The sequence below is a fragment of the Arthrobacter sp. 2RAF6 genome (assembly GCF_052115205.1).
Classification (GTDB): Bacteria; Actinomycetota; Actinomycetes; order Actinomycetales; family Micrococcaceae; genus Arthrobacter.
The window spans coordinates 97,113-108,279 of record NZ_JBFRGF010000010.1 but is presented as its reverse complement, the minus strand read 5'-3'; the positions used below and the strand labels follow the sequence as shown (position 1 = coordinate 108,279).

General features: G+C 63.9%; 9 protein-coding genes. 6 read left to right on the top strand and 3 right to left on the bottom strand.

Annotated elements, in window-relative coordinates:
- Window positions 1-48 precede the first annotated feature (48 nt).
- On the bottom strand, window positions 49-2,556 hold the full coding sequence (locus AB4Z38_RS09865) for a GcvT family protein (RefSeq protein ID WP_441429538.1): 2,508 nt from the start codon (window positions 2,554-2,556) through the stop codon (window positions 49-51).
- A 50-nt stretch (window positions 2,557-2,606) separates the two neighbouring features.
- Entirely contained in the window at window positions 2,607-2,957 is a 351-nt protein-coding gene (locus AB4Z38_RS09860) for a bifunctional 3-phenylpropionate/cinnamic acid dioxygenase ferredoxin subunit (RefSeq protein WP_441429537.1), read from the bottom strand.
- Window positions 2,958-3,193: 236 nt separating this feature from the next.
- On the opposite strand from AB4Z38_RS09860, the gene AB4Z38_RS09855 reads away from it, so the two are divergent.
- Genes AB4Z38_RS09855 through AB4Z38_RS09835 form a run of 5 tightly spaced genes read left to right on the top strand, consistent with a single transcriptional unit; the run spans window position 3,194 to window position 8,915 of the window.
- Entirely contained in the window at window positions 3,194-4,390 is a 1,197-nt protein-coding gene (locus AB4Z38_RS09855; protein WP_441429536.1) for an NAD(P)/FAD-dependent oxidoreductase, read from the top strand.
- Between the two features lie 46 nt (window positions 4,391-4,436).
- A complete protein-coding gene (locus AB4Z38_RS09850) occupies window positions 4,437-5,741 on the top strand; it encodes an aromatic ring-hydroxylating oxygenase subunit alpha (protein ID WP_441429535.1) in 1,305 nt (434 codons plus the stop codon).
- A complete protein-coding gene (locus AB4Z38_RS09845; RefSeq protein ID WP_441429534.1) occupies window positions 5,738-7,144 on the top strand; it encodes a ferredoxin reductase in 1,407 nt (468 codons plus the stop codon). Before AB4Z38_RS09850 ends, AB4Z38_RS09845 begins: the two co-directional genes overlap by 4 nt.
- A 53-nt stretch (window positions 7,145-7,197) precedes the next feature.
- Entirely contained in the window at window positions 7,198-8,286 is a 1,089-nt protein-coding gene (locus AB4Z38_RS09840; protein WP_441429533.1) for an S-(hydroxymethyl)mycothiol dehydrogenase, read from the top strand.
- On the top strand, window positions 8,283-8,915 hold the full coding sequence (locus tag AB4Z38_RS09835; RefSeq protein ID WP_441429532.1) for an MBL fold metallo-hydrolase: 633 nt from the start codon (window positions 8,283-8,285) through the stop codon (window positions 8,913-8,915). The genes AB4Z38_RS09840 and AB4Z38_RS09835 overlap by 4 nt, the downstream gene beginning before the upstream one ends.
- Before the next feature lie 6 nt (window positions 8,916-8,921).
- Here the strand turns inward: AB4Z38_RS09835 and AB4Z38_RS09830 are convergent, their stop codons facing one another.
- A complete protein-coding gene (locus AB4Z38_RS09830) occupies window positions 8,922-9,746 on the bottom strand; it encodes an IclR family transcriptional regulator (RefSeq protein WP_441429531.1) in 825 nt (274 codons plus the stop codon).
- 131 nt (window positions 9,747-9,877) lie between these two features.
- On the opposite strand from AB4Z38_RS09830, the gene AB4Z38_RS09825 reads away from it, so the two are divergent.
- Window positions 9,878-10,615 carry a VOC family protein gene (locus AB4Z38_RS09825; RefSeq protein WP_441429530.1) on the top strand — a complete coding sequence of 246 codons (738 nt, stop codon included), beginning with the start codon at window positions 9,878-9,880 and terminating at the stop codon, window positions 10,613-10,615.
- The last annotated feature ends 552 nt before the right edge of the window (window positions 10,616-11,167 follow it).

The following is an 11,167-nucleotide window of genomic DNA, read 5'->3' as shown; positions in this document are numbered from 1 at the left end:
ACTCCTTTGAAGTGTTCCCCATTGCTGTGTCCGGTGCCGGGAGCGGTGTTAGCTCCGCAGCCTTTCCATGGTCGGATCCACGAGGGGATCGGTGGAGATGGTGGCCGGGATCCGCTTGCCGAAGTATTCGATCTCGACAGCGTCACCCTCGCCCGCTTCTTCGGGCAGCCAAGCGTAGGCGATCGGCTTCCGGACGGTGTAGCCGTAGGCGGCGCTCGTGACGTATCCGGAGGGCCCTCCCCGGAAGTAGACAGGTTCTTTGCCCAACACCACGGACGTGCCGTCGTCGACCGTCAGGCAACGCAAGCGGCGGTTGACGGGCAGTTCGCGGCGGGCTTTGAGGGCCTCGGCCCCGACGTAGCCTTCCTTGTCCTTGCCCACGGAGAAGCCAAGGCCCGCTTGGAAGGGCTCGTGCTCCGGGGTCATGTCGGTACCCCATAGCCGGTAGCCCTTCTCAAGGCGCAGGCTGTTGAACGCCCCGCGGCCAGCCGCGATGATGCCTTGCTCCTGGCCGGCCTCGAACAGCAGGTCCCAGAGCCTTTGGCCGTTTTCCGCCGTCGTGTACAGCTCCCAGCCCAACTCGCCTACGTAGGATAGCCGCATCGCGGTGACGGGGATCCCGCCGATCCGGACCTTCTTGGTGCGGAAGTATTTCAATCCGTCGTTGCTGAAATCGTCGTCGCTCACCTTGGCGATGACCTCGCGGGCCAGTGGCCCCCAAAGCCCCACGCAACACGTGGAACCGGTGATGTCCCGGACCTGGACCCACTGGGTGACGTCCCCGGCGGTCTGCTTGCGGGCTTCGGTGGTGAAGTAATCGAAGTCGATGTTGCCGTTCGCGCCCACCTGGAACGTGGTCTCATCCAGCCGGGCCACCGTGATGTCGCTGCGGATGCCGCCGTCGTCGTTGAGGAGCAGGCAATAGGTCACCGCGCCCGGCTTCTTGTCGACCTTCCCGGCGCTGAGGCGCTGCAAGAGGGTTACGGCGCCAGGGCCGGAAACCTCCAGCCGCTTGAGCGGCGTCATGTCATAGAGCGCGACGGCGGTGCGGGTCTTCCACGCTTCGGCCGCGGAAATGGGGGAGTGGAACATGGCGGCCCATGATTCGCGTTCAGGTGCGCGCCATTCTTCCGGGATCACTTCCAGCAAGCCGCGGTTGGCCTCGAACCAGTGCGGGCGCTCCCAACCCTGGGCTTCGAGGAAAAACGCCCCGAGCTCCTTCTGCCGCGCATTGAACGGGCTCACGCGCAGTTCGCGAGGGGAGACGCGCGGTTGCAGCGGGTGCAGGACATCGTAGATCTCCACGAAGTTCTGCTGGGAGGTTTCGCTGACGTAGCTCTCCGCGGTCTGGATCTCTTCAAAGCGGGAGACTTCGCATTCGTGGAGCGGAATCCGGGACTGACCCTCGATCAAGAGCTCGGCCACTGCCTTGGCCACGCCGGCGGAGTGCGTCACCCACACGGCCTCGGCAACGAAGAAGCCGTCAACCTCTTTGGACTCGCCGACGAGGGGACCGCCGTCGGGAGTGAAGGAGAAAATGCCGTTGAAACCATCTGCAATACCCGCGCCGGCGAGCGCCGGTAGGAGTTCCTTGGAGTCCTCCCAACTCGGCAGGAAGTCCTCTTCGGTGAACGCCAGGCGGGACGGCATGCGGTGCTCGGACATGTCAGCGGCGGCAACCTCGGGCAACTCCCGGAGGTCCACGGGCATGGGCTTGTGGGCGTAGGAGCCGATGCCTATCCGATCCCCGTGCTCTCGGTAGTAAAGGTCTTTGTCCTGGTGGCGGAGGATGGGCATCCAAGCGCCGTTGCCCGGGTCGAGCAGCCGCGAGGCATCGTTCCGGCCCACGAGCCCGGGTACGGAGGTGGTCTTGACGTACTGATGGGCCAAGGGGAGGAGCGGCACGGACATGCCGACCATGGCGCCGATCTTGGGTCCCCAGAACCCGGCGCAGGAAACGACGATGTCTGCCGGGATCACGCCGTCAGGCGTTTCGACGCCGGTGACTTTGCCGCCGGCCTGTTCAATGCCGGTGACGGGAGTGGAACCGCGGAACGTGACCCCTGCGGCGCTTGCCTTGGCGATGAGCAGGCCGACGGCGCGGGCCGCGGAAGCCAGACCGTCGGAGGGGACGTAAAGACCGCCGAGTACCTTTTCCTGGTCGAGCAGCGGGTAGTGCTTGGTGCACTCGTCCGGATCGATGAGCCGGCCTTCGACACCCCACGACGTCGCGTAGCCCAGCTTGCGCTTGAGGTCCTTCAGGCGCTCCGGTGTGGTTGCCACTTCGAGGCCGCCCACCTGGTTGAAGCAGGAGACGCCGGAATCGCTGAGCGAGAGCAGCTTGTCCACGGTGTAGGACGCGAATTCGGTCATGGTCTTGGACGCGTTTGTCTGGAACACGAGGCCGGGGGCGTGCGAAGTAGAGCCGCCAGCCAGCTTCAGCGGCCCCTGCTCTACTACGGTGATGTTGGCCCAGCCGCGGGTGGACAGCTCATCCGCGAGATTGGCGCCGACGATGCCGGCTCCGATGATGACGACGCGGGGTGTTGTGGACATGCGTGTTGCTCCTGAGGTAGGTCGTATGGAAGTTTGCGGCTCGCCGGACGCTACACGTGGCCGTCGACGGTCAACCCCGGCGGCAGGTTGGGAGCGTCCTCGGATTCCTTGACCAAGATCTGGCCGTCCACCACAAGCACTTCGTGGACCCTGACGGGCAGTTTCGCGGGAGGCGCATCGGCGGCTCCCGTGCGGAGGTTGAACTTGGAAGCATGGAGGGGGCACTCCACCCAGCAGTCCTCCACCCAGCCGTCAGCGAGGGAGGCGTCTTGATGCGTGCAGGTGTCGTCGAGGGCGAAGAGCTCGCCCTCCTCGGTGTGAAATACGGCAATGGGCGGGGACGTCTCGAGTCGAATGGCGTCCCCCGGAGCCAATGAGCTGAGCGGGCAAGCACTGTGCATCTCACGAACCTTCTTTCACCGGGCTGGGTCGAAACCTGTTGGGGGCCGTTGTCTCATGATCAACGAAGATCACGATACGCAACAGCGTGATGGACCTCACACCAACTTGTCAAGGGGTTGAATTTACTTCGCCGATTCCTTGACACGCGATGTGAAGTCCGCCACGCTGTTTCGCATAATGAAGTTCGTTGCGTAATGCGCAATAAATTTTTGAACGGTTCGGCGAGGAGGAAGCCATGGAGACATTGGCGATCGTGGGCGCATCATTGGCGGGACTCTCCGCCGCCCGCGCTGCCCGGGCGCAAGGCTTTTGTGGCCGGCTGCTCATCATTGGAGATGAGCAGCAGCGGCCCTATGACCGTCCGCCCCTGTCCAAGGAGTTCTTGGCGGGAAAGATGGGCGTCAAGCACTTGATGTTGGAGGCGGAAGAGCCGGGAATGGATGACCCCCTGCAGGCTGAATGGCTGCTGGGCGCGCCTGCTCGGAGCTTTGACGCCGCTACCAGGACCATCACGCTCGGCGACGGACGCACGGTGGTGGCTGACGGCGTCGTGATTGCCACCGGAGCCTCAGCCCGCACACTGCCCGAACTTGCGGGCCTATCCAATGTCTTTACGCTGCGGACTCTCGAGGATGCGCAGGATCTGGCTCCGGAACTCGTTCCGGGCGGCCGCCTGCTGGTGGTTGGCGCCGGCTTCATCGGCGCGGAGGTGGCGTCAACGGCCAAGGGCCTGGGAATGGATGTGACCATCATCTGCAAAAGCCCGATCCCGCTGAGCGCTCCGCTCGGTCCGGAGATGGCTGCCGTCATGGCCACGCTCCATGGGATCAATGGAGTGGAGCTGATTTGTGACACGGGAATCGACTCGTATTACAGCTACGAAGGAAATGTGACCGGTGTCCGGCTCAGCGACGGACAGTACCGTTCCGCCGACGTCGTACTCCTCGGAATCGGTGCGGTCCCCAATGTCGGGTGGCTGGCCGGTTCGGGCCTGGCGATCGACGACGGCGTCACTTGCGATTCGATGGGGCGGACAAACGTCCCCGGGGTGGTTGCCGTGGGAGACTGTGCGGCATGGTTCGACGAACGCAGCGGGCAGCACCATCGCGTGGAGCATTGGAGCGGTGCCCAGGAACGTGCCGCACTTGCCGTGACCGGGCTCTTGGATCACTCAGCCGCACCCCAGCCGCTCAACCTGCCGTACTTCTGGTCCGACCAGTACGGAGTAACGCTCCAGTTCGTCGGCCATGCCAGGGACGCAGAGCGTGTTGCGATCGAGGCGGGGGAGCCTGAGACCCACAGTTTCCTCGCCGTGTACTACCGAGGTGAGGAGCCCGTGGGCGTCCTAGGGGCGAACCAACCGCGTTTGTTCACCCGTTGGCGCCGGCAACTCAACGCCTGCAACTCCCAGCCAGTCCTGGCAACCCCATAACCTTCCAAACCTCGTACAATTACCCAGCCCTCCCGGGAGGAAACACATGACTGCCCCAGTGAACTTGCCCCTCAATTCACGCGGAAAACTCGCTTCATCATTGCCTGCCGAGCAGCTGGCGGAAATCGCCGGGTTGTTCGAGTTCCGGCGCGTGGGATATTCCCTCGATGCCCCGTTCTACACCGATCCGACGATTTTCAAGATCGACATGGAGGCCATTTTTGGCCAGCACTGGATCTTTGCCGCCAGCGTCGCCGAACTCCCGGAGCCGGGCGACTATGTCACCGTCGACTACGGGCCCTACTCCCTGATCGTGCTGCGCAACGACGATGGCGGCGTGAACGTCCTGCACAACGTGTGCCGACACCGCGGTGCCCGCGTCCTGACCGAAGCCACCGGGTCGACCGGAAACCTGGTCTGCGGCTACCACTCCTGGACCTACTCCCCCGAAGGCAACCTGATTCACGCCTCGGCACCGGGCGAAACGAAGTTCGACAAGAGCTGCTTCGGCCTCAAGCGCGCCCATGGCCGCGAAGTCGCAGGCCTCATCTTCGTCTGCATTGCGGACGAACCGCCGACCGACTTCGACGAGACCTCCAAGATCTTTGAGCCTTACCTCGCGCCCCACGATCTGTCGAAGACCAAGATCGCCTACCAGCAGAACATCATCGAGGAGGGCAACTGGAAGCTCGTCATGGAGAACAACCGTGAGTGCTACCACTGCGACGGCCACCCGGAGCTCGCCTGCTCCCTCTTTCCCACCTGGGGCCTGACGGAGGGCCTGATCCCGACCCATCTCGAGGAGGTGTGGGACCGCAACAAGGAAGCACAGTCCTCGCTCGAGGAGCGTTGCCGCCGCTATGGCCTTCCCTATGAGGTCGTCGAGGAGCTTGACACGCGCATAGCGGGAATCCGCATCTCACGGGAATCGCTTGACGGTGAGGGCGAATCGTTCTCGCCCGATGGTCGCAGGCTCTCCAAGAAGCTGCTCGGCGACTTGCCGGACTTCCGCCTTGGCCGCTGCTCGATGCACCTGCAGCCCAACAGCTGGTTCCATTTCCTCGGAGACCACGTCATCACGTTCGGTGTCTTCCCCATCAACGAACACCAGTCGCTGGTTCGTACCACCTGGCTGGTGGCGGACGACGCCGAGGAAGGCGTCGATTACGATCTGGAGAAACTCACACACACCTGGAAGCAGACAAATCTGCAGGACAAGGCGTTCGTGGAGCTGTGCCAGAAGGGCGCCAGCAGCCCCGCTTACGAACCCGGCCCGTACATGAAGAGCGAATACCAGGTCGAGGCGTTCATCAACTGGTACGTGCAGCGCGTGCAGGAGCACTTGGCGTGATTGAACTCCTCACTGAGACGGCAATCCAGGAACCACAGCGCATTCGCGGTCTTGAGATGCCGTGGAACAGGGTGATGGGCGGCACCGAGGTGCCCGCCCGCGCCGCCCATGCCTTGGGTCCCTGGCATCCGCAGGAGTTCATGGCCGAATGCGTCGAGACCGTTCCCGAGGCCGGCGGCATGATGACCTTCGTGTTCCGCCGCTCCGACGGTGCGCCTTTGGCGTTCCGTGCGGGCCAGTACGTGAACATCGCATTTCCCGTGAATGGTGGGGACCAGGACCCGGTGGACCGCAGCTACTCGCTGTCCAGTTCGCCCACCCAGCCGTGGACCTTCAACATCACCGTCAAGTGCGACCCCACGGGACTGGTCTCGCCATGGGTGCATGAGAACGTCAAACCCGGCACCGTCCTTGAGATGCTCGGGCCGGTCGGGGCATTCCACCTGCCCGATGCCGACCGCCGGGCACGGTACCTCTTGCTCGCTGCCGGTGCAGGCATCACACCGATCATGTCCATGGTGCGGACCATCCACTCCCTGCCCGGACACGCCGATGTTGTGGTGCTCTACCACGGCTCGGATGCCGGAGGCTTCGGCTTCCACCGGGAACTGGCCTACATCGCCTCAGTGGACTCACGCGTCAAAGTCTTCTACTCCCTGGGTGACCGCAGCAAGCCCGAGGACTGGGAAGGGCTCAGCGGGAGGCTGACGGCGACCATGCTCAACGAGGTGGCCCCCGACGCCAACGGCCGCCAGGTCTATGCATGCGGCCCCGAGGGATACCTGAACACCGCCACCGAGCTCCTCAAAAAAGTCGGTGTCGACGACACTTCCATCTACATGGAATTCTTCTCGGGAGATCGCCAGACACTCCTCGAATACCAGGCCGAGGTCGCCCTTGCAGTGGACATTGCCGAGGAAATCGCCGAGGAAATCGCCGATTCCGCCGCGGGCTACTATGAAAGCCAGCCCACCGCGTTCGGGCTCTACGAGCCCGGCTATGACGACGAGGGTACCCTGAAGGCCGCGGGGCTGCCGTTGGAAACCGTCGAACCGGACGCACCCTTTCCTGGCGGGAGCCCGCACGTGGGGCCGCAGGCCGGGTCCCCTGATGCCTCGAGCTTCGACACGGTCGGAACGGGAAACCTTACCTTGTCCTTCATGCGCACCGGCATCAATGTGCGCATCGACCCCGCCGAACACATCCTCGGCGTGGCCCAGCGAGCGGGCGTCAGGATCGGCGCGAACTGCAAGGAAGGCATGTGCGGCTCCTGCAAGGTCGTTAAGCTTTCCGGGGAGGTCGAGATGAACCATCAGGGCGGGATCCGGGCACGGGAAATCGAAGCAGGCAAATTCCTGCCCTGCTGCTCCACCGCCCGGACCGATTTGGTGATCGATGCCTAGCCACTCTTAGCTGTAACGAGCTACCGGGAATTTAGGAAAAGGAAACGCAGCCAATGGTTTACAAAGTAAGGGCGGTCATCGCCAAGGAAAAGAACGCCCCGGTGTCGGTGGAGACCATCTTGGTCCCGGACCCCGGTCCGGGTGAGGCGCTGGTGGACATCCTCACCTGCGGAGTCTGCCACACCGACCTGCACTACAAACAGGGCGGCATCACCGATGATTTCCCCATCCTGCTCGGCCACGAGGCCACAGGTGTGGTCAGCGCCGTCGGCCCGGACGTCACCGAAGTGGCGCCAGGGGACCGTGTGATTCTGAACTGGCGTGCCGTGTGCGGGGAATGCCGGGCGTGTGCCAAGGGCCAGCCGCAGTACTGCTTCAACACGCACAATGCCACCCAGAAGATGACCCTGGAAGACGGCACGGAACTTTCTCCGGCCCTGGGGATCGGCGCCTTCGCGGAGAAGACCCTCGTGGCCGCCGGGCAGTGCACCAAAGTGGACGACGACGTCGATCCCGCCGCCGTCGGGCTGCTCGGCTGCGGTGTGATGGCAGGAATCGGTGCCGCGATCAACACCGGTGAGGTCAAGCGGGGCGAGTCCGTGGCCGTGATCGGCTGCGGCGGCGTCGGCATCGCCGCCATTGCCGGGGCAAAGCTCGCCGGCGCCACCACGATCATCGCCGTGGACATCGACGCCAACAAAATCGGGATGGCCATGTCCCTGGGAGCCACGCACGGTGTCGACTCCAGCCAGGAAGACCCCGTCGAGGCCATCCGGGCCCTGACCGGCAGCAACGGTGCCGATGTGGTGATCGACGCCGTCGGACGCCCGGAGACCTTCAAGCAGGCCTTCTACGCGCGCGACCTCGCCGGCCGCGTGGTGCTGGTGGGCGTCCCGACGCCGGACATGTTGCTCGAACTGCCCCTGCTGGACGTCTTCGGCCGCGGCGGTTCGCTGAAGTCCTCCTGGTACGGGGACTGCCTGCCTTCCCGCGACTTCCCGATGCTCGTGGCGCACTACAAGCAAGGCAACCTGGACCTGGACGCGTTCGTGTCCGAACGGATCACGATCGACCAGGTGGAAGAAGCGTTCGCCAAGATGCACGAGGGCAAAGTGCTCCGTTCGGTGGTGGAAATCGCATGAGCGTCACTATCGAAAACCTCATCACCTCGGGCACTTTTTCGCTCGACGGCGGCACGTGGGATGTGGACAACAACGTCTGGATTGTCGGCAACGACGACGAATGCGTGATTATCGATGCGCCGCACGACGCAACAGCGATCATCGACCAGGTCCGTGGCCGGAAGGTGCGTGCCATCCTGCTCACCCATGCCCACAACGACCACATCGGAGCAGCGCTCGACGTGGCGAAGGCCGTGAACGCGCCGATCCACCTGCACCCCGCGGACATGGTGCTGTGGGAGCAGGTGTATCCGGATGCGCGGCCGGACCGTTACATTGCAGACGGCGACATCTTCGACGTGGCGGGCACGGCCCTGCAGGCCATCCACACGCCGGGCCACTCGCCGGGTTCCACGTGCTTCTACCTGGCAAGCGAAGGGACGGTGTTCACGGGCGACACCCTCTTCAACGGCGGTCCGGGCGCGACGGGCAGGTCGTTCAGCGACCACCCGACAATTCTCGCCTCGATCCGGGAACGCCTTCTGACACTTCCGGCGGAAACCGTGGTACGCACCGGTCATGGCGGGGACACCACGATCAAAGCTGAAGAGGAAAACCTCGCTCAGGCAGCGCGGGACCGCCACGTTTGACGGACCCTAGCCGCCGTTGGCTGCGGTGTACCCCATCTTGACGCTGATTGAATACCCGGCCTGCTTGAGCGCATCAAGCAGGCCGGGTATTTTTTCCGGCTCGAAACGGAAGGCCGGGCCGGAAAGGCTAATGGCTCCGATCACCGTGCCGCTGTGGTTGCGGATCGGAACCGCGACGGCGTTGAGTCCGCGTTCGAATTCTTCATACGTCGCGGCGTACCCGGCCTCTGCGATGACCGGCATTTGCCGCTCCAGCTCGTCGCGGTCGGTGATGGTCTGCGGCGTGTACCGCGACTGGCCGGCTTCCCTGAGAACGCGGTCACGCGTCGCAGGCGGCAGGGCGGCAAGCATGACCTTTCCGCTGGACGTGGCATGGAGCGGGGTGAGCCCACCGATCCAGTCCTGCGTGCCAAGCGTGTTGGGGCCAATGGCCTGGTCCACATTGACCGCGAAATTTGACCGCAACACGGCCAGGTTGGCAGTCTCAGCGAACTTCTCCGCCAGGGCTTCGAGATCTTCCCGGGCCTCCCTTACCAAGCTGAGACGGGCCGGAATGGCACTGGCCAAGCGCAGGATGTTGAACCCGAGTTGATATTTTCCGCGCTCGTGATTCTGCTGGACCATGCCACGTGCGTCCAGGGCGCTCAGCAGTCGCGACGCCGTTGACTTGTGGACGCCCATTTCCTCCGCGATCTCACTCACGCCGGCATCGCCGTTGCGGGCGATGATTTCGAGCACGGTGATGGCCCGGTCCACGGACTGCACACCGGAGTGGTGCGCGCCGGCGGGATCGGTATCGGCGTCGTTGGCAAGGCTTGCGTCAGCGTCCATGTGGTTCATCGTCTCAAACGCCGTCAAATGCGCGGCTTCTCCTCGCTGCGTGTCCCCGGCTTCATGTCCTGGGCTGGTGTCCTGGGATGCTGCCTTCTGTCCGGTCTTTCCTGGATATAGGATCGGGCGATATGGCGCTGCGACTTGTTCAAGTGAATTTCAAGGCCCGGGATGACTCGGCGCTCGGCCGGTTTTGGGCGGAAGTGCTCGGCTGGGGTGTTTCCAGCGAAGGACCCGGTGTGAGCAATGTGGAACCCGTGGGCTTCGTCGGGCCGGACCCTGCAGCCGTCTGTGTCGATGTCGTCGCGGTCCCGGACCCCGAGACGGTGAGGTACCGCGCCCACCTCGACCTCGCCACCGCCTCTGCGGCCCATCAAGCGGAGCTCGTGGCACGCATGTTGAAGCTCGGCGCGACGCCGGCCGACATTGGCCAGGGCGATGTACCGTGGACGGTCTTGGCCGACCCGGAGGGCAACCTGTTCTGCGTGCTGGAGCCTCGGCCGATCTACCGGGACACCGGGCCAATCGCCGCGGTGGTGGTCAACTGTACGGATCCGCGGGCCATGGCCCTGTTCTGGAGCGGGGCGATGGACTGGACCCTGCACGAGGTGACCGACGATTTTGCGAGGCTGCGTTCGGGCAAGGGTGTCGGGCCGTATTTGGAGTTCGTCCGCACACCTGCCGCGAATGCCGCGTCCGGCCGTGTCCATCTCGACCTGCGGCCGTACCCCGGCGATGACCAAGCGGCAGAGGTGGCCCGGCTGCGGGCACTGGGCGCCACGGACGCCGACGTCGGCCAGGGCGATGTGCCGTGGGTGTGCCTCGCCGACACGGAGGGCAACGAGTTCTGCGTCCTCACCCCCGGCTGACGGAGAGGTTCGGCTCCTCACCAGCATCGGGGCAATTTAGACGCAGGGGGTCCTCTTTGCCCAGCGTCGGCCGCTCCACCACCGTTGCCGACGGCAGGGCGCCTTAGTGGATTGAGGCCACGTAGAGGGCATGGCCCCCATTATTTACGAAGAAATGCGAGATGGGGGCATAAATTACCCGCGAGCTGCACTTTCTTCCGCCGTCTGCGGCTGACCCTGGGATACCCAGACAGTTCGTTGACGCGTTCTGGATACCACTGATAATTCCACTGGCGTAGACGGAACCGTTGATAACACTTAACACGGGGCCGCCGCTGTCGCCGTTTCCTGCCGCTGGGTGGCCCGCCGTCTGATTGGTAATCGTCAATCCGGAATAACACTGGAGGAATGCATAACAAACTGTTTGATCGACGGCGCTAACAGTGTTCGAACATATTGTTCCGGTGAATGAGCCCGAATAGCATGCGGAGTTGTTGATGACGGGGTTTCCAGTCCGGCCCATGATGCCCGCGACGTCTGAGGTTAGGTGCGTTCCCCAATAGACGTAAGAGG

Bases quoted from the DNA above. Each gene is read 5' to 3' on its own strand.
- AB4Z38_RS09840 (WP_441429533.1), top strand. From the start codon at position 7,198: ATGGTTTACAAAGTAAGGGCGGTCATCGCCAAGGAAAAGAACGCCCCG.
- AB4Z38_RS09855 (WP_441429536.1), top strand. From the start codon at position 3,194: ATGGAGACATTGGCGATCGTGGGCGCATCATTGGCGGGACTCTCCGCC.
- AB4Z38_RS09825 (WP_441429530.1), top strand. From the start codon at position 9,878: ATGGCGCTGCGACTTGTTCAAGTGAATTTCAAGGCCCGGGATGACTCG.
- AB4Z38_RS09850 (WP_441429535.1), top strand. From the start codon at position 4,437: ATGACTGCCCCAGTGAACTTGCCCCTCAATTCACGCGGAAAACTCGCT.
- AB4Z38_RS09835 (WP_441429532.1), top strand. From the start codon at position 8,283: ATGAGCGTCACTATCGAAAACCTCATCACCTCGGGCACTTTTTCGCTC.
- AB4Z38_RS09860 (WP_441429537.1), bottom strand. From the start codon at position 2,957: ATGCACAGTGCTTGCCCGCTCAGCTCATTGGCTCCGGGGGACGCCATT.
- AB4Z38_RS09865 (WP_441429538.1), bottom strand. From the start codon at position 2,556: ATGTCCACAACACCCCGCGTCGTCATCATCGGAGCCGGCATCGTCGGC.
- AB4Z38_RS09830 (WP_441429531.1), bottom strand. From the start codon at position 9,746: ATGGACGCTGACGCAAGCCTTGCCAACGACGCCGATACCGATCCCGCC.